Source organism: Gracilibacillus halotolerans (assembly GCF_014206945.1).
Taxonomy (GTDB): domain Bacteria; phylum Bacillota; class Bacilli; order Bacillales; family Amphibacillaceae; genus Gracilibacillus; species Gracilibacillus halotolerans.
The window spans coordinates 68610-89353 of sequence record NZ_JACHON010000002.1 but is presented as its reverse complement, the minus strand read 5'-3'; the positions used below and the strand labels follow the sequence as shown (position 1 = coordinate 89353).

Below are 20744 nucleotides of genomic sequence, written 5' to 3'. Positions count from 1 at the left end.
AAGATGATATTTTACAATCTAGTTAGTTTTCCAGCATAATAGTTATATAGTGATTACGTTTTATCGGAGGTTTACATGGTTATTCGTCTTTATGACTCACATACAATAAAACAACTCGATACAACAAATTACAAACAAGAGCATTTAGCATACTTGCAAGAATTGGTAAGGAATCAGCCGGCTGCTTATATCGATAATGTATCCGCAGAAATGCATTTGCTACAAATAAATGACTTGTTTTTGCCTGTAACCGTTATGAATACGGTTGATGATTCATCCTACGTTGTATCTCTATATAATCAGTACATTACCTATGCAAGAGAAGAATTGTGGGAACTTGGTAGTCCTCGCTTAGAATGGTTTTTGGACAAAGTTCTCACTGGCTTTGGACAAGTGCTAAAGTTTGGTGGATTAAATCAAACAGTCATTGTGAACAACTGGTTATTATCAACGAATCTTTACTATGATATGTCTAAAACAGAATTAAAGAAGATAACTGACTATCTAACCGAATGTTTTCCAAAACACGCAATTGTCTTTCGGTCTATATGTGAGAGTTTTGTTCCCGGAGTATACAATCATTTAAAAAATTTAAAGTATCAATCGGTATTAAGTCGATCCATTTTATTATTTGAAGCGAAATCGTTATCTGATTTAACACGGAGTCAACGAAAGCAATTAATAAGGGATAAAAAACTTATCGAGGAAAATGCCACATACAGTGTTAAGGAAATCGAGGATACTAAGTACTTTAAAAATATTGTAGCTATATACAATAAATTATATATTGATAAATATTCGAGACATAACCCGCAATTTAATGAATCATTTATTGCCACTGCTTGGGAACATAACTTTTTGAAAATGATTGGGGTATTTGATCAGGAGGATCATTTAAAAGGTGTGCTTGGATACTTTCAAATAGAGGATACGATAACAGCACCTCTATTGGGTTATGATACGAATGTTCCTCGGGAAGATGGATTATATCGAATACTCACGTATTTATTAACTTCAGAAGGATTTAAATTACAAGCAAATATCCATCGGAGCGCTGGAGTAGCAGACTTCAAAAAGTTAAGAGGATCCCGAAATGAACTGGAGTACATATTCTTCTATTCCAAGCACTTACCATTAAAACAAAGGTTGGTATGGAGGATTTTTTCATCGGTTTATAATAAAGTAGGCACCATGTTACAAAGGAAATTTAAGTTTTGATATTTAATGTAAGCAGGTACAACATTGATTGTTTGTTTATAATCAGTTCTTACTTATATAATATTAGTAATTACTTCTTTTATGAGGAGGATTTAATGTGCGTTGTGGAACAAAATACTTTGATGTTGAAATAGACGCAGAGAATATCAATCAAATAATGACTGTACCGGCAAGATCTCCTGCCGAAGCGAGAAAATTGGTCCGGCAAAAATGTGGATCAGATGTGCAAATACTTACGGTGAGAGAGAAGAATCGAAGATAGTCTATTTTTTTGTGGTTTGATAGATTAATTGTCTTAAACTAGTATCTTCCATTGGGGTATATGGACCATGTTTCTTTCTATAGACGCGGCGGATGAGCTATGGACCGTGACTACTTTCTATAGACCGTGGCAGGCGCGCTATGGACCGTGACTACTTTCTATAGACTGTGGCAGGCGCGCTATGGACCGTGACTACTTTCTATAGACCGTGGCAGGCGCGCTATGGACCGTGAATTTGTTATGCGTAAAGAGGGCTCTATCTCTTAGGTAAGTCCTTAGCAAAAGTTAGAGAGGATTATTAGAAATGACGAAAAAAATACGTCGAAGCATGTTTAAGCATATGTTTCTAGACTTTGAAAAAGAAGAAGAATGGTTAAATGCCATGAGTAAAGATGGATATGCATTACGTAACTTTGAAAATGGATACTACGTTTTTGAAACGTGTGAGCCGGGAGAATATACATTTCAAATTAGTCTTTTTCAACAAGATGATAAAGATAATGAGGACATGTTTCTTCAATCGATGAAAAAAGATAAAGCTACGTTCGTTACATCTATTCATAATTGGTATTACTTTAGGAAAAAGTCTTCATTAGGAGACTTCTCCATAAATACTGATTTAGAGGCTAAAAGTCGTTATTACAAGAAAATCAGTTTCGTTTGGTATAGTCTAGCTGTTATTTGCCTACTTTTTGCGATTATTGATTTTGTTGTTGTTACCACTATGAATATTGCGGATCAAGACTACTTATTCAATCTTTTCTTTCTAATACTCGGTCTAATTTTTCTACTCATTGCGTATTCACTAACGAAGAAGGTTAAGCGGCTAAAAAGTAAATGATATTAAAAATCTTGCTCCTACAACACATTATTGTAAGAGCAAGATACGTATTTATGATGAAGTTCTTTCTCTAAGACCCCTTTGGTAGGAGCTCTGTGTAACTTTAACTTTCTTCTTTTGCCATCTAACAAATAGGTTATTGGCTAACAGAGTTATAATGATAAGTATGGTTCCAAGAACATCAAACACTGTTACTTGATAGCCCTGATAAATGGAAACTACTAAAGTAGTTACTGGAACAAAGTTAATAAACAATAACGCATTAATTGGTTTCAATACAGATACCCCTTCGTTCCAACCAAGAAGTGCAATCAACCCAGGAAACACAATCATAAACAATAAATGAGGAGCAGTTGTTGTAACTACTTCTATCGAAGGGACTGAAACATATCCAATTAACGTCGCAACTAGGACGAACACTCCTGCAGTTAACGTACCTAGTAAACAAGTTAATGTGGAGTAACGTAATACTGACCAACCATTAAACTTGTCTCTTCCCATTGTATAAACTACCCAACCTACTACTGCCAAGAAAATAAGTAAGTTAGGAAAGATATCTTCTGTAGCTGTTAAAAAGGAACCAACATCCCCTTTTGTAATTACCATAAAAGCACCAATTAGAGCAATAATGACACACGTCAATGTAAAGGAGTGCGGACGTTTTCTAAAAAGCACCCAGATAATAACGATAGAAATCATTGGCATTAATGCCTCCATAATAGAAGCCACCATTACTCCTGGTTCTCCTAATAAATCTTCTCCCCAGAATATGAAAAGGTTATAAACGGTAAATGCCATTGTTCCATAAAACCATAGAGATAAGCCCTTCCCTTCAAGACGAAAAGCTTTTTTCCCTTCCTTCCACAAAAGCATCGTTACTAATATTACAGTTACTACACCATATCGAATCATCGTAAAATAAAAAGGATCAATATGATTAAATGCGGAATGAGCAACAGGAAACATTGCTCCCCATGAGACAGCCGCAATAAAACACAAAAAAGCTCCTACTAATACATTATTCTTCATGTTACTTCCACCCCCGTGCGATATATCTTTGCTATATCCATTATCATCCCACTTAGGTATCTTGTAAAATGAATAATAATGATTTACAGCCATCATTTATATTGATATCATAATACTAGAAAATAAAACCGAAGGAGGGTTTTAAAGTGGAGTTTAAAGATTTAGAGATTTTTCAGTTAGTCGCAGAAAAGGGAACGATTACTGGAGCTGCAAGAGAATTAAATTATGTTCAATCCAATATTACCTCTCGCATTCGTAAACTAGAGGCTGAAATGAAAACACCACTGTTTAACCGGCATCGACGGGGAATGAGTCTTACTCCTGAAGGAAAGCGACTATTAACCTACACTAGCAAACTATTATCCTTAAAAGAAGATATGGAACAGTCCGTTCAAACAGATCAAGAACCATCTGGTAAATTGGAGATTGGAACGATAGAATCCGTTATTCATTTGCCAAAAATCCTTTCGAGCTATGTGAAACAATATAAAAAAGTCGACTTATCTCTTTTTACAGGTGTTACGGAATCATTAGTGAGCGACGTCTTAAATCATAAATTGGATGGTGCGTTTGTAACCGAAAGAGACTTCCCTTCTGACATAATTTCTCACAACGTTTTTGAGGAAGAGCTTGTAATAGTATCTGATACGAACCTCTCAAGTGTAGAGGCGTTACAAGATAAGACGGTATTATGTTTTAGCGAAGGTTGCGGCTATCGTGCTCGACTGATGAATTGGTTTAAGGATCAACAGATGAAGCCGAGTAAAATAATGGAGTTTGGAACATTAGAAACGATTTTGCGAAGTGCTGTCGTGGGACTTGGCGTAGCTTTCGTACCGATTTCAGAAGTGAAGAAACTGCATGAAGAACGTCAATTATACTTTCATTCGCTTCCTGAACAATATAGTAAAATACGAACTGTATTTATAAGAAGAAAAGATACCCATTTAACACCTACCATTCAAAAATTTATCGATACAATAGAAGAAAACGAATTTACAATAGCAAGTATGTAAAAGAGCAGTCCATTAATATAAGCCGGACTGCTCTTTTAGATTTAGGCTAATTGAACATGAATAGACGCTACTGATTTAGAGCGAATCTTTTCTGCTAATTCTCCTATTAACCTATCATTTTCAATCGTTATCTCTTCCCCACTCTTCAGTATGCAAGTATATCTTACCGGCTTTACACCGATCTCTCCATACGTATTGTTTCGTTGTTTGTTTTCATACGTAACATCAATACTGCTAAATAATTTAAAACGTACATTGCCTTCCTCTGTAAATAACCAGCTTGGAAGCTTTGGATCTAATTGAAAGATAAGCTGCTCATTTTCATATCGAAATGGCTTTTGACCGACAAACATCGCAAACCACATATGCAAGAATTCAATAGTGGAACCACTTAATCTAGCAATAAATCCTTTGCCATGAATAGAAGGGTCTGGGTTTGCACTACTAACAATAAAGGATGAATTTTCTAGTATGCTTCTACCATAAACAGCCGGATCATGAAACACGACAAGGCCAGTTTTTATCTCTTCGAAAAATTCATCATATAGACCTGACTTTAACAGTTCTAACAAGTATTTATATGCCATATGAAGAAAGATTGACTCATTCTCCAACCATCCTGGTGTAAAGAATTTAGCTCTACCTAGCTCGATTGGTTCCTCTTTAATAGAAACACTTGTTTTATACATCCCTAGCTTTTTATCATATAAATCGGATTGCTTCACTTTTTCATAAATGGACCTCGCAACGTCTACATCGTTAGCTAGCTTCATTTGTTTCACTATTCCCTCTAAAAAAGGGAGAACAGCATGCGGGGTTATTTTTGTTACCGTCTTTTCTTCTGGAGAAAACTCTGCTTCAAAATAAAAATATGTTGGAACAAGGTCCTCACGAAACGACTCTACTGCTTGGATTGCTTGATCAACGATTTGACTCATTATTCGTATCTTATTCAGCGCCTGTTTGATGCTACAAGTAAATCGTTCATCTGTGATTCCATTTAAAATGGATGCTCGATACGCTTCACGCACCTCCGTTATCTTCTTCCATAATGTTAAATCCAACTTTTTATCTCCGTGAGAGGTTAAGACATTTGATAAATTCTCAATAAAAATTCCGGCTTCCTTTGGTAGTGAAACATGACTCTCAGAGGAAAAGTCACTTACATTTAATTGATTCAACAATCTTTTCAGTTCATAAAGCTCTGAGACTCCAGCACCTAACATTCCTGGCAAACCATTTAGCGCATCGTTCCAACCTGGTTTCCCTGCTTCCATTTCAATTCCAAGTCCATATGGAGCAATCGTGGAAGTCTTATTGGCTGCAAGTAAAAACAGTTTAGAGAATAAATTTGTTGTGAAGATCTCTTCTTTTTTATTATTAGCTCGTAACCATTGTCCATTCGCTCCGGATTCGTTAACTTTTGGTTCATCCAGAGTTAATGCATTATATTGACGGACTTTTCCGTCTGTATACTCATACTTACTTTCTTGTGGGTTTACAAAGGCTGGACTATCATAAAATCGATATTCCTCTTCAAAGAAAAGACTTTGTAATTTATCCGGATATATAGCTAAATAACTGTCAATCAAATCTAGATTATACGTCCAGTGGTCAATCCAAAAGCCTTCTCCATGCTCCGCTTCTAATACTTCGTCACTTGCCGTTAGCAAATCTGTTAGAAACACCTCAAATGGAGCGCTTAATTTTACATTGCTTTTTAACATGAAGCTTTTGATATCGCCAGGTGTATAGCCGTCCGTTAACAGATTCAAAAATGATTGATACAATTCTTTTGGAAACCCATAGGTAGTTAAATCGATATTCTTTTCATTTAGACTGAAACTTACAGTTTTAATCGCTAATGGGTTATATCCATCTAATTGAATAAGATTGACAAAATGTTTAATGTTTTTATCTTCAACTCGTGGTTCAAGCAACACATCAAGTCGTCTATTTTGATTCATATCTCGATAATTCCCATTTCCTTGCGAATAAAAAGAGGCGCTAATCGTAAAGTAATTATAATCCCTTTCTAGATCTCCATGTTTACGAGAATATAAATAGAAAACTTGTTTATCTCTATCATTCTCAAAAACAATTGGAAAACCACCACGTAGTCCATTATCCAAAAAGTTTTGCTTCACATATGCATCAAACGATGTTATAGCCGTTTTTGTTTCGACTCTTTGGGTTAAATCCTTTGATATTTCAATAGCGGCTTTTTGGTAAGACTTAAATTTTTCACTAGAAATATGATTCTTAATAAAATTACGTGCTTCATCTACAGTATCTACTTGACCAATAACGGTATAAAGTTTAATCGACTCGTTTGCCTCCAACTCTTGAACCACGGGAGTAAAGCCGCACGAGGTCTTGTTCGTAGCAACTTGTTCAATGGTAAGTAGATTCTCCAAAGGATGTGCTTCAAAATAATTAGCATGTCTTAATGAGAGATCATCTCCAAAAACTAAATTTCTATCATATACAGGAGAAATAAGAGATTCTCCGTGTTTTGTTTCTAGTAATGATACATAAAAATTTCCTTTCTCATTTTGTGATACCTTTGCTTCATCTGCAGTACTACCTCTCATAAAATAGTAACCAAATTGTTGGTCTACTAGCTGTACGTCGAACCAACTTTTTAAAGTATGACTGATTGATTTGTATCCCTCATACTCTACATTAGGTGGGAATAATGTAGCTAAACCGTCCATTAATTCTAATTTGAGTTTGTTATCGCTTTCATTTTGAATCGTAACTTCTCTTATTAATCCTGGAATAGATTGATTCGGCAGATTGTAATAAGTGACATCCATTAGTAGTTGGTCATATGTATTATGATGTTGAATTTCTAACCAATTCTCGCCAATTTCCATACTATCTTTTATCATCGGATGTGAACGATTAAACGCTTCATAACTAAAAGTATGTCCTTCTCGTTTTCCTTTTATAAATGTTCTGAACCCTTGTAAAGGTACCATTTGATAAGCTTTATCAGCAGGATAAAACTCTGTCATAGCATTATCTTTATTTTCCACTCCAAAGCTAGCGATTCCCTGCCCTCTATTAACGTAAAATACCCACATAGGGATACCATCTTCACCAGCTAGACCTGGTAAAAAACTAGAAAATGGACTTTTAGTCTGATAATTCTCTATTCTAAATGTTTGATCATTCAGTAATTTATACATAGTAACCACCCTTCTTCAATTATGTTAAATTCCAATATAATATCCCTAACATCACCAAAGCGCTTTGGAGTTATAATATATTACTTATAACTATTTGTCAACAGGACAAAGCAGTAAGCGTATTAGGTAAATTTCTATAAATGTTTATATTGTATAAAACTTATCATGATACGTTTTACTAATGTTTTTAATTTAAGATTCCATAGGTAAAAAGAACTTTTTTAAAAGAAACTATTAAAATATGTTGACGATAGAACCATAAACAGACTATTCTATTAATAAGGAATGTAGCCAAAGCGCTTTGGTATATTTTATTTTAAAATGAAAGCGCTTTGATTTTAAAAGGAGGGATGACTTAACGCTGCATTCAAACATCACTAAATATTTAGGAGGAGTTAAATGAGGCACCAGAAAGTATTGCTATGGATGCTCGTATTAGTCGTTGTTGTATTTGTCCTTCCTATAGAAGAAGCAAAAGCCAACACAAATGAAACTAAAATTGGACAAGGTAGTTATACTACTGAATTTCCTACCATTGATTATGATGGCATTTCAGATCCCGGATTCATCGATCAGCAAGGCGAACCACCTGAAACAATTTATCGAACAGAAAATGTAACAGGTCCTATGCCAACTAACACTTGGTGGGGATCCCTTGCGGTTGATCAGTTCTCTATGAATCAATACCCGCATCCATTTAGTATTCGCCATCGCGCAGAAGGATTTCATGTTTTCTATGATGCTCCACATAATTTTGTTGTGCATGAAAATCCAACTGCTGGTACGTGGCATATAAACGGTGCGATTGGAACTGACTTTTTAATCCAACATTCCAATACAAGCAATTTCCAGCATGCTCTCGTAGATGACTATAACGATTGGTATGTTAGAAGCAAACTCGAAGATGGTGCTTCAAATATGCGTGTGACATATGGTGTTGGTTCTCCTTTCATCTTTGTTGAGTACGAAGGCGGTTCTGCAAAACTTTCATTTGATATAGCACCCGATATCTGGGCAAACAATGGAAATGTTATTGGATTCTCAACACACGATAATAAACATTACGCTGCTTTCGCACCACCAGGTGAAAACTGGTCAGGTGTCAGCACACAAGAGTTACTAAATAACTCTGATTATATTTCCGTTGCTAAACTTCCAGATCGTAATACGGCTATGTTAGAAAAATATGAAGAATACGCCTATTCCATTGTTAGAAATGCTACTGCTAACTATGAGTATGACGACAATACTGGCTCGGTAACTACAACTTTCCAAGTTACAACAGAAGCAAAAGCACCAGGCGCACCTGATGCAACTTTATTTGCTTTGTATCCACATCAATATCGCAACATTGCACAAACCTCAGAGAATCACTTACTCCATGACTATACGATTCATACGATTCGCGGAAATATGAAATTACTAGAAGGAAAAAGTTTTCAAACAGATTTAACCTACAATGGAGTCTTACCATCGTTACCCGACCTTGGTAGCTATGATAAAAATAAATTAAGAGAATATTTGGAGGATGCTAGATCCCATTATCCTACGGGATCGGATACGTATGAGTTAGGAAAATATTTAGGGAAATTAGCAACACTAGCTCCGATTGCTGACCAGATGGGAGAAACAGAAATAGCTGAAGAGTTCCGTGGCGAATTAAAGTCTATCTTGGAAGATTGGTTAAAAGCTACCGACTCCAATGGAAACATTAAAGGTAAAAATCTATTTTATTACAACGAAAACTGGGGAACAATATTAGGCTATCATGCAGCACATAGTTCTGCTATTCGTATTAACGATCACCATTTCCATTATGGCTATTTTGTCAAAGCAGCTGCAGAGATTGCACGTACAGATCCAGAGTGGGCTGCGGACGAAAATTGGGGTGGAATGATTAATTTACTAATACGAGATTTTGCTGGTGGAAGAGATGATCAATTATTCCCTTATATTCGGATGTTTGACCCATACTCTGGTAACTCATGGGCAGACGGTCTAGCAACCTTTGACTCTGGTAACAACCAAGAATCTTCCTCTGAAGCGATGCATGCTTGGACAAACGTTATTTTATGGGCGGAAGCAACAGGGAATACGGAATTAAGAGATCGTGCAATCTATTTATATACTACAGAGATGAGCGCGATTAATGAATATTTCTTTGATGTCCATGAAGAAGTTCATCCCGAAGAATACGGACCTGAAATCGTTACGATTAACTGGGGAGGCAAGATGGATTTTGCTACTTGGTGGCAATCGGGATTAGTAGAGAAATATGCAATAAGTTGGCTTCCTTTCCATGGTGGTTCCCTATATTTAGGACATCATCCTGACTATGTGGAGAGAGCATACCAAGCAATTAAAACACGGAACGGTTCTACTGATTGGAATTTATGGTCCAATATGGTGTGGATGTATCGTTCACTCATAGACCCGTCTGATGCTATTCAGCAAATGGAAGCGAAAATAGATAATTATGATACATTCAATCCTGGAGATGAATCTATCATTGAACGTGGAAGTACGAAAGCTCAAACGTACCACTGGGTTCATAATTTAAATGTTTTAGGCCAGGTAGATCCAACTGTTACAGCTGACCACCCTATCTATGCTGTATTTAACAAAAATGGTGAACGCACGTATGTAGCTTATAACTATTCCAATTCACCTATTACCGTGCAGTTCTCAGATGGTCATTCGATAACAGTAGAACCAAATAGCTTTAATATTGGAAATGGAGATCCCGGGCAACCTGACCAACCAGGTGAACCAGATGATCCTGGTGAACCGAATCAGCCAGACCCAGAACCAGAGGAACGAAATCCTTATTCCGTCATCCAAGCTCAATCATTCGATGAGATGTCTGGAATTGAAATAGAAGAAACAGAGGATAACTCTGGTAACGAAAATATCGGCTGGATATCAAACGGCGACTGGGTAAAATATAGCAACGTGAATTTTCAAGATGGAGCTTCTTCTATTAATGTTCGAGCTGCTAGTGATACGTCTGGAGGAACAATAGAGCTCCGTACCGGCAGTCCAAATGGTCCGTTAGTTGGATCCGTCGACATAACAAACACAGGTGGATGGCAAGAATGGCAAACATTCACTGGAAATGTTGATGTTCAAGGCAAACATGATTTATATCTCGTCTTTGCAGGAAATCCAGACGATGATTTAATGAATGTTAATTGGTTTGAGTTCGTTGCAAGTTCGAATGATGACAATAATGAGGATAATGATGAATTACATGAACATGACCATTACACTGCTGGTATTACCAATATAAATGACAATAATTCAAGATTATTTTTCCAACCAACTATAGGAGCAAATTATGTAGATGTCCATATCATAATCAATAATCAACCACAATTGAATTACCGAATGGACGAAGTGAATGGCACGTGGGAACGGATTATCAACCTTACACCTGGGGATACCGTGCAATATAGCTTTACGTACGAGAGAGAAGGACCACAATATTCAACAGATTGGTTTACCTTTGAAAAATAACGCAATGCTCTAGTATAGATGAAGAGCTTGTCTTCTTAATAGCGGACAAGCTCTACTATACGAAATGATACATTTACTTTGCAAAATCCTTAATTTGAAAAGGATTATATTTTCGCACTAATAATAAGCATTTATTCTCATGTCTTTTTTACTATTATCGATTTAACATTTATCGTCTTAAGACTAAATTGGATTGAAATACTTCAATGCGCAAAGGATGAGTATTATGTGGAAATGGTCAAATAAAAACTTAACATTTAAATATGGATCTGTTTATGCTATTACAATTATTTTATTCGTAACATCAGCTTTTTTTATTCATTTATTACTAACGGATACAGAACGTCAAGTCAAGGTCATGAATCAGAGTACGGAAAATTCAACGAGACTAATGGAGATGGATTTACTAATACAGGAACGCTATTCCCTGTTAGGTCAACATATTGTTGCTCCAAATCAGCATAGCGCCAGTAATTTCGAGGAAACAATAGAGGCTTTTAATCGACTTTTAACAGCTATTGAACCTTATATAGATTCTGAGAATAAGCAATTTTTATTAAATACAGTGCTCGAGAATGACGCGGAAATTATTGAAAGCTTTAATGAGTATGCGGCATTAAGAGAAAGTGAAACGTCCGATAATTTAAACAGACGGACGTTGGATAATGCACGGAGAAATTACCAACAAAGCTCTTTTTCATTGGAACAATTACGAAGCATCTTTGAAGAAGAAAGAGCTGCTGCAGAAGACGCCACATCTAGTAGCTTTGAAAGAACGACACTTATTCTGATTCTCTCGATACTCCTATCCGTGATTGTTGGGATTATCATATTAGCTATCGTTAGTTTGGACGTAAGGAAGCGCTTAAAGAATATACTTGGATTTAGCGAAGATATTGAGAATGGGAATTTAACTACTGAAGCCTTAACCGTCTACGGAGAGGATGAATTTTCAAGAATCTCACAATCTCTGAATACAATGAAAGACGGAATGGAAAATATTCTAAAAGAGATTACGACAGTTTCTACTGGTATTAATAGCAAAAGTGGTGATTTAGAACAATCTGCTACGTTCTTGAATGGAGTAAGTAGAAATGTATCCAATACACTAAAAGAACTAATCACGATTGTAGAGGAGCAATCCGCCGCCATAGTTCAAATTTCTAGCACAAATAATAACTTTAATGAGCGCATTAACTCTATTGAACAATTTAGCGCCAAAATGAAAGAATCATCTCTAGAAGTTTCGGCTGATACAAAAGAAGGTATTTCTCTAATGAATGAGACGGTTAACAATATCGATGCTATTAATGAATCCGTCGCAAACTCTGTCTCAAAAGTAAATGTATTAGTCGAAAGAGCAGGAGACATTGTTCAAATTACCGAACTTATAACGGAGATTGCAGAAAGAACAAACCTTCTGGCACTAAATGCTTCCATTGAAGCTGCAAGAGCTGGGGATTATGGAAAAGGCTTTGCTGTCGTTGCGGACGAAATTAGAAAATTATCACAAGAAGTAAATCAATCGATTCATAATATAAACATAATTACAGAAGGTATCGAACAAGAAGCCAATCAAGTAAAAATAGTGCTTCAATCTTCTAATGAGAAAACAATTAATGAGCAAAAAAAGATGGAGCAAAATATTATGAACTTAGTTAGAACGGAGAAATCCATTCACACTTTAGCTGATAACATAGACAATATTTACACGAATTTATCAACGATGACGAGGGAAAGTGATGAAATTAATACATCGCTTGAGGAATTATCTAATCTATCGAATAAAACAACAGATTACATTACAGAAGCCAATCAATCGATACATGAACAAAACAAGGTCATCGATGAGATAAACCATCATTCGGATGATTTGTATCACGCAGCTAGTAATTTAAATAAGGCAATGAAGCAATTTACCGTTCATCACTCCTTATCTAATGATAGTGATACTATCATTGATTTACACATAGAAGAATATGAAGTAGATACATCTACGACTGACAACAATGAAAACAGTGATGAAATACACGAGGATAAAATGGTAAGTAACGATAATTAATTTAGAATATCCTTACAATAAAAGAGCTCCCAGTCTATTGATAGTAAATAAACTAGGAGCTCTTCTTATTCTTTATTTGTAATATCCTGCGTGGATTCTCTCACTATTAATTCAACAGGTAGCATAACAGCAGAATAATCTTCATCTTTATTATTTATTTGATTGATAAGCAAATCTGCAGCCTTCTTACCTATCAGCTCTGTATTTTGACGAATCGTTGTTAGACTTGGCGTGATATGCTTAGCAAGCTCGATATCATCAAATCCAACAATCGATACATCATCAGGAACAGTCAGTCCTGCGTCTTTTATAGCCTTAATCGCACCCATTGCCATGATGTCACCAGAGGCAAAAACTGCTGTTGGTACTTCATCTAACGCTAGCAATCGATTCATTGCTTCATAGCCACCCTCGTAAGAAAAGTAGCCTCCATCCACAATATACGTATCCTTAAAAGGAATGTCATATTTATCTAATGCTAGTTTATAACCATTCACTCTTTCTTTTCCTGTAAATGTATCACTAGCACCAGCTATATGTGCAATTTTTGTGTGACCTAGTGAAAATAAATGGTCCATTACTAACTCACACGCATGACCATTATTGCTGTATACTACGTTTGTTTTGTCGGTATGTACGTTTAACACAACACTTGGTAGTGGGGATTCAATAAGCTTTACAACCTCCGGATCATCGTAATTCGAGCAAACAACGATAATGCCATCAACACCACGATAGTACGCATGATCAATATAGCTTTTCTTTTCGTTTCCAATGTATCTATTTATAAAAATTAAATCATATCCAAATTTTTCGACTCTTCTTTTAAAGTCCTCGATAACTGCACTAAAGAAGGGATGCTTCATCCCAACTCCTAAATCTTCCACGAAAATTACACCGAGAGTAAAGGATTTCTTCATTGTTAATGAGCGTGCAAACGAATTCGGAAAATATCCCATCTCTTCAGCAGTTTTCACAATGACTTTCTTTGTCTTTTCACTTACATCGGAGTAATTATTTAATGCTCTGGATACTGTTGTTATCGAATATCCAGTCTTTTTAGCTACATCATAAATGGTTACCAATAGGATGTCCCCCCTTATTAAAACGTTTCTATTTTTAGGCGCGTTGATTGTGTCTTTTTGCTATTTTGCTCTCTTTTTTATTAAACTAAAATTGGTAATTGTTAGTATAACTATAGCAAAAGAAACTAATTTTTCCTATACTAATTTGCTATAAATCTCCATCTTCATAAAGGTCACAACTATCCAACATGTATTATTATGGCCTTCTCCGACAAGAATCGAGGAAGGCCACATTCACTATTACACTCTCTTCTTTCTAAAGTATAGCAGAATCCCACTTGCCACTATAAACAACAAGCCAATGAGTAAATAGTTGAATTGATTTGTTGCTGTATCTGGAAGTATATGTTCATCCTTATCTGTAGTTTCCTGTGAATTTTCGGCTTTTGAATCTCTCTCAGGAGATTCTACCTCGTCCGAATTATCACCTGATTCCTGATTCGAATCGTCACTTGAAGGATTTTCTTCCCTTTTATCTTCTTCGTTATTATACTGCTCCTTCAAAAGCTCCATTTCTCGTTTCAAATCAGAAAGCTCTTGCTCAAGCAAAGTAAAGGACTCCTCTACATGACTATACTCTTTTCTCAGTTCAGCTAACTGTTCTTCTAGTCCTTGAATTCTCTTCTCTAGCTCTAACAAATCCGAGTGGCTTTCTAGTTGCTCGATTTTAGATGTTAGCTCATCAATTAATTGTTCTAACTGGCTAATTCTTTCTTCTAATTCATTGTCTTCATCATTTTCAGAATCATCTGGATCTTCTTCTTCATTTCCAGGTGGAGTTGGTTCCTCACCCTCCACCGTTTCCTCTTCCAGAACTTCACGCGCTCCTTTTACTTCTAGACGAACATTATCCAAGTAAACTTCATGCTCACCAATGTCCGTATTACCTAGCAAGAATTTTAATGCTCCTATATCATCCGCATCCATTTCAAATTCATAAGAAAATGTCTGCATCGTGTCTGTCAATTCAATAGCCGAATGAAAATATCGATGGTAAGAGCTATTTTCCACAACAACCTCTATATCACGATCTACTGAAGACTTTGCATCAAACGTTAAGATATACGTATTATCAGCTCTTAGATTAAGGTTACCTTGATCAATCAACACATGCCACGGTTCCCAACCAGCATTTATGATAGATGCCTTTAGTTCACCATCGACAACATCAAAAGTAGCTTCAGAAACATCGGGTTCATGATCACCTTGGACATGTGGATTCCATTCTTCAAGCTCTTTTGAAAAATCTCCATTTTCTAGCGGGAAATACTTTTCTCTCTCACCCTTCACTTCTAATTTTACATTATCAAAGTGAAAGGAATGTTCATCAGCATCGGAATTACCTAGCAAGAACTTGAGAGCTACTGCATCATTCGTACCCATATCTATTTCAAAAGAATACGTAGACATTTCCTCCGTTAGTTCGATAACTGTATGGAAATAGCGTTCATAGGAACTATTTTCTACAGCAATTTCTATTTCTCGGTTAATTGATGACTTAGCATCAAACTCTAAAATATATGTGTTTCCTTCTTTTAAATCTAAGTTACTTTGCTCTAGCATAACATGCCATGGCTCCCAGCCTGCATTTGTAACCGTAGAAACTAGTTCACCATCTGTAATTTCAAAAGTAGCTTCCGAAATACCAGGTTCATGTTCACCTTGCACGTGTGATGTCCAATGTAACAAACTATGTGTGAAATTTCCATTCTTTAATGGGAAGGCATCCTCTAACGAAACACCGGCGTGGTGGTCCGTCAATCGAACGAGTCTCACATTATCAATCGTAACATCGTTGCCGTTCCCACCTAGCATGAATACTAATTGACTTTCGATATCAGTAGGTGCATCCATCGTAACTAACATCTCATGTTGTTCCATTGTTGTAGAAAGTGAAAACGTCTCTGCTACATACACGTTTTCCCCATCCTCACTAACAAAGGCAACATCTATATCTCTTGCTTCTTCTGCTCTAGCTTCAAACGTTAACTGATATTCATCACGTTCTCTCAGCTGAATTCCACGTTGCTTTATCTGAATTGCTTCTTTTTCCGAACCACCATTTGATATGCTAACATTTAATTCACGAGCTTCTGGCTGAACAGACACATTCGCTTCTGCTCCATCTGTTAGAAAATCCCAATATGTTAATCGATCAAGTCTGCCTAAATCAAATGTACCGTTGTAAATATGGTTACCATCCGCTAAAGGAGTTTTAGGACCATCCTCGTTGTACGGATCTACAGGCTCAACTTCCTCTAACCGTACATTACCAATCCAAACTGGATTCGCATTGTTTCCAACATTGAATTCAAGTCGAGCTGATGCATCAGACTCTTGTTGCATTTGAAACGTCATCTCATACGATTGCGTCTCATCTGTTAACTCATAATCGCGATTTGGAGAATATGCACTCCAGCCTCTTTCAGCTCCTCCACCAATTTTTACATTCATCGGTCGATTTGTAGTAGATTTCGCATCGAAGCTAAGCTTGTACCATCTACCAGTTGTTACGGTAACATCTTGGATTAACTGGATGGAATGCGACTGATTACCGCCATTCTCAATTTCTACTTTTGCAAATGGCTTATCATCAATGGAGTCTACAGATACTGAGCCTGAGCCATTGAATTGTTCTAAATGTAGAAAATTCCAATAATTACGATTCCAATTCGTCTCCGCTTCTGCATCCGTACGTATTTCCGTAAAACCTTGCTCAAAGCCAGTATCATAAATATAATTACCTTCAACTGCCTCTTTTGCATTCTCAGGCAAAGGTGCTCCCTCAAAAGTTGGCTCTACAGGCTCTCGATACTCTCTACCTGTTAAGTCATACACTCTTACATAATCTACAAGGACTTTGTTAGGAAACTCAGTTGTTTCGTCAGGATTACCACCATAATGACCACCAATTGCTAAATTTAGAATTATATGAAATTCCTGATCAAATGGCGCTGGATAAGTGAATTTTGCAGGATTTCCATTACCTGTAGTATCCCAATTGTTTACCGTTTGATAAAGCTCGTCATTCACGTACCAACGAATTTCACCCGGCTCCCACTCCACTGCATACACGTTAAAATCTGTAATATCTCTTCCCTCAGGAAAATAATAATCTTTTGCGGTGAAAGTGTTGTTCGGCCATTCTCCGCCATAATGGATGGCACCACCTATTTTATTAGGGGAATTACCTGCGTTTTCCATTATATCGATTTCTCCAGATGCCGCCCAAGCACCATACTCATCATTTGCTGGCATCATCCAAAATGCCGGCCAAAATCCTTGCCCCTTCGGTAAAGACATTCTCGCTTCAAACCTACCATACTTTTTGTTAAATCTCCCACCATCTGATATTACTTTCCCTGATGTATAATGGAAAGTTTCTCTTCCATGATCCGGGTAATGTACCGTCTCTTCTTTCGCCTCAAGAACTAGATAACCATCTTCAACAGAAACATTATCTTCTTGATAGTATTGGAGCTCTTCATTTCCCCAGCCGTGAATGAATTCTCCGTTACCATCGATAAAACCATTACCGGTGTCAATTCTCCAATTTTCTTCATTTAACTCATTTCCATCAAATTCGTCATGCCATACTAACGTCCAATCTCCAAAACTATCGCCGACCTCCACCGATTCATCTTGAGGATTAGCAAGGACAGTAGTGCTATAATGCGTACAAATTAATAGAATCACTAGAAACATACTTAAACTTTTCTTAAACATCGTAAACCTCCTAAATTTTCAAAATGGATCGAGGTTATAAAAGAAAGTTTCGTTACATATTCATCTATTTCTAGTTTGTTTCCAAGTGATCGGAAACACTTCTTCTATCTTTAGGTTAATCACAAATGTATTTCTGGCAGCATTTCCTAAAGCACAGTTGCTCTATGTAACCTAACAATGCTGTCTCGTTACCTCTCTTTATACGTTATAAATGTTTTGTAGTTGATTGCCATTAGGACAAATGCAAATACACTAATACCAATAACAATAAAAATAGTTGGAAATTGTATCGATAGAATATAATAAGCTAGAAACCAAACCAATTGCATCAATGTGTTCATCGGTCTAAAAAAGACAAGACCGAACGAAACTTTTAAATAGTGTAAAAGCTTAAATTCAAAATGAGCCATCATAGAGAATAGATTCATAAAGCTCATAAAAACAATCACTGCTACAGAGAAAATAATAATATATAAGAAAATATGGAACTGCTCATCATAAAAATAAGGAACGAACGCATAGTTTACATAAATAATATAGAATGCAATGAAGTAGATACATCCTAATATATTGGAGCGAATAAACTCGGATTTATAATAGGAAAAGAAGAGATGAAATAGTCGTAAATCTTTCTCACCCATTAACCATTTCCGAATAACCGAAAACAACGCTACGGTAGCTGGCATGAATCCTAAAACACCTAATCCCATAATGAAAAATAATAACCATATAAGATTTAAGGCTACAAATCTATAAATGATATCGGCAATTTTAAAAATCATGTTTCCCAACTTGAGCACCTCTTCATCGCATTCCTGTAATTTCTATTAAATAATAGAATCTATCAACCATCAGACCACACTCTTAATGGGATCCGATTACGTTTATGTTTTCTAGATTCATATACTAACTTTTCACAGCACCCTCAGATAAACTTTGGATAAACAATCGATTAAATAGCAAGAAAACAATCAGTAATGGAACGGTGGCCCAGAATGTACCAGACATTATCATTCCATAATCTAGTTGTCTAGCATCGTTAAGTGCACGTAGCGCTACCTGTATTGTATGAACAGCTGGATCTCGCAATACTGTTACTGGCCATAAAAAGTCATTCCATACTTGCATAAATACAATGATACCTAATGTAGCAAATGCAGGTAAAATCATTGGTACTACAATATTCCAATAGACTCTGAAGTTAGAGCATCCGTCAATTTTAGCTGCCTCTACAATTTCGAAAGGTACACCTTCTTTGATATATTGTCTCATCCAGAAGATACCGAATGCGTTCACCAGTCCTGGAACAATAATGGCGCGAAAATCATTTAGCCATCCCAGTGTTGTAATAATATAATACTGAGGAATTAACCCTAGTTGTGGTGGTACCATCATCGTTAATAAAACGAGAGCAAAGAGTAGTTTCTTTCCTTTAAATTGTAGTTTTGAAAATGCAAAACCAGCTAAAGAACATAAAAACAACACACCAAATGTTATCGCTACGGAAACAAACAACGAATTACCTAGAGCTCCAAAAAAGTCCATATTACTCATTACTTTCTTGAAGTTCCCAATTAACTCACTACCTGGAATAAACGGTGGTGGAACGTCGTTAATTTCCCGGTTTAAACGTGTTGCCATAACAAACATATAATAAAACGGAAACAGAGAAGCCAATGATCCTATAACTAGAAACAAGTATACGAGGGCTTTTTTCATGGAAAACTTTTTCAAGCCTACTTCTTTATTTTTTTTCATTTATCGTCCCCCCTATTGTACCTTTTTAGAGCGACCTACTCTATTCGTAATTAGTAAGTTGATGGCTGTAATGACAATGATAATTGCAAATAGAACAATCGCCGCTGCAGATGCTGTACCAAATGAGTTGTAACCGAATGCATCTCTCCATAAATAAGCAACCATTGTAATACCTTCTTCACGGAGTCCTCTTCCTAGGAAAATAAATGGTTCTGTAAATAACTGTAATGCACCAATGGTTGCTGTAAATACAACAAACATTAACACTGGCTTAAGCATCGGAAGAGTAACCAACCTAATTTGTTGACCTATCGAAGCACCGTCTATTTTCGCCGCCTCATATAGTTCTTTAGGGATACTCTGCATCCCAGCCAAGAAGATGATTGTGTTATAACCAACCCACCTCCAGAAAACCATAGTGGAGATTGCAATTTTCACTGGCCAGTACTCTTGATTCCAACGTATTGGTTCGACATCGAACATACTTAAAATATAGTTAACTAAACCAAATGACTGATTGTTGAAAATCAAGCTAAATATAATCGCTACCGCTACAACCGATGTAATATACGGTAAGAACACAAGCGTTCGAAACGTATTACTAAATCGAATGAGCGCTGAATTCAACGCAAATGCCAATAACAAGGCAACAATAATTTGCGGAAATGTTCCCATAATCCCCATCAAAAAGGTGTTCCAAATAGATGAGAAGAATATGCTGTCATTAAATATGATCTCAAAATTTTTAAGACCAACGTATGTCATAGGTGTTAACCCGTCCCAACGAAAAAAGGATAAGTAAAAGCTAAAAACCATGGGGAATAATCCGAAAATTGCAAACAAAATAAAAAATGGTGAAACGAACAAATATCCTGATAACGCATTTTGTTTTCTTTCTGTTAGTTTTCTGGATTTTTCCTTCGTTGCCAATCCTTTCCCTCCTCTTTTTCAAAAGTTAGCAAAATAATAGTTCTAATTTAATTTAAGTGAATTTCAAAATGAGAAGGGTATGGCACTTAATTTCCATACCCCTCACC

At 36.3% G+C, this 20744-nt stretch carries 13 protein-coding genes; 6 read left to right on the top strand and 7 right to left on the bottom strand.

Features of this window, described 5'->3' with window-relative positions:
• Positions 1-75: 75 nt before the first annotated feature.
• The 3 genes from GGQ92_RS04325 to GGQ92_RS04315 all read left to right on the top strand — a co-directional run bounded on the left by GGQ92_RS04325 (position 76) and on the right by GGQ92_RS04315 (position 2321).
• Positions 76-1218: a GNAT family N-acetyltransferase gene (locus GGQ92_RS04325; RefSeq protein WP_184244971.1), complete on the top strand. Its 1143-nt coding sequence runs from the start codon at positions 76-78 to the stop codon at positions 1216-1218.
• Between the two features lie 97 nt (positions 1219-1315).
• Positions 1316-1480 carry a hypothetical protein gene (locus GGQ92_RS04320; protein WP_184244969.1) on the top strand — a complete coding sequence of 55 codons (165 nt, stop codon included), beginning with the start codon at positions 1316-1318 and terminating at the stop codon, positions 1478-1480.
• 304 nt (positions 1481-1784) lie between these two features.
• On the top strand, positions 1785-2321 hold the full coding sequence (locus tag GGQ92_RS04315; RefSeq protein WP_184244967.1) for a DUF2812 domain-containing protein: 537 nt from the start codon (positions 1785-1787) through the stop codon (positions 2319-2321).
• A 51-nt stretch (positions 2322-2372) separates the two neighbouring features.
• Here GGQ92_RS04315 and GGQ92_RS04310 read toward each other — a convergent pair whose 3' ends face one another.
• Positions 2373-3350, bottom strand: a complete 978-nt coding sequence (locus GGQ92_RS04310) for a DMT family transporter (protein ID WP_184244965.1) — start codon at positions 3348-3350, stop codon at positions 2373-2375.
• Positions 3351-3496: 146 nt separating this feature from the next.
• Here GGQ92_RS04310 and GGQ92_RS04305 point away from each other — a divergent pair, with 146 nt between their 5' ends.
• Positions 3497-4366: a LysR substrate-binding domain-containing protein gene (locus GGQ92_RS04305; protein ID WP_184244963.1), complete on the top strand. Its 870-nt coding sequence runs from the start codon at positions 3497-3499 to the stop codon at positions 4364-4366.
• Between the two features lie 41 nt (positions 4367-4407).
• Here GGQ92_RS04305 and GGQ92_RS04300 read toward each other — a convergent pair whose 3' ends face one another.
• Entirely contained in the window at positions 4408-7560 is a 3153-nt protein-coding gene (locus GGQ92_RS04300; protein WP_184244961.1) for a hypothetical protein, read from the bottom strand.
• Positions 7561-7959: 399 nt separating this feature from the next.
• Here GGQ92_RS04300 and GGQ92_RS04295 point away from each other — a divergent pair, with 399 nt between their 5' ends.
• The gene (locus GGQ92_RS04295) at positions 7960-11076 is read left to right on the top strand and encodes a glycosyl hydrolase (RefSeq protein ID WP_184244959.1); all 3117 of its coding nucleotides are present in this window, start codon (positions 7960-7962) and stop codon (positions 11074-11076) included.
• A gap of 226 nt (positions 11077-11302) precedes the next feature.
• A complete protein-coding gene (locus GGQ92_RS04290) occupies positions 11303-13138 on the top strand; it encodes a methyl-accepting chemotaxis protein (protein ID WP_184244957.1) in 1836 nt (611 codons plus the stop codon).
• A 65-nt stretch (positions 13139-13203) separates the two neighbouring features.
• Here the strand turns inward: GGQ92_RS04290 and GGQ92_RS04285 are convergent, their stop codons facing one another.
• The 5 genes from GGQ92_RS04285 to GGQ92_RS04265 all read right to left on the bottom strand — a co-directional run bounded on the left by GGQ92_RS04285 (position 13204) and on the right by GGQ92_RS04265 (position 20637).
• On the bottom strand, positions 13204-14223 hold the full coding sequence (locus GGQ92_RS04285; RefSeq protein ID WP_184244955.1) for a LacI family DNA-binding transcriptional regulator: 1020 nt from the start codon (positions 14221-14223) through the stop codon (positions 13204-13206).
• A 240-nt stretch (positions 14224-14463) separates the two neighbouring features.
• Positions 14464-17949 (bottom strand): carbohydrate binding domain-containing protein, encoded by a 3486-nt coding sequence (locus GGQ92_RS04280; RefSeq protein WP_184244953.1) that lies wholly within the window; start codon positions 17947-17949, stop codon positions 14464-14466.
• Between the two features lie 188 nt (positions 17950-18137).
• Entirely contained in the window at positions 18138-18731 is a 594-nt protein-coding gene (locus tag GGQ92_RS04275) for a YesL family protein (protein ID WP_246384067.1), read from the bottom strand.
• A gap of 124 nt (positions 18732-18855) precedes the next feature.
• Positions 18856-19707, bottom strand: coding sequence for a carbohydrate ABC transporter permease (locus tag GGQ92_RS04270; RefSeq protein WP_184244949.1), 852 nt, complete (start codon positions 19705-19707; stop codon positions 18856-18858).
• Between the two features lie 12 nt (positions 19708-19719).
• Positions 19720-20637 (bottom strand): carbohydrate ABC transporter permease, encoded by a 918-nt coding sequence (locus GGQ92_RS04265; protein ID WP_184244947.1) that lies wholly within the window; start codon positions 20635-20637, stop codon positions 19720-19722.
• Positions 20638-20744: the final 107 nt, after the last annotated feature.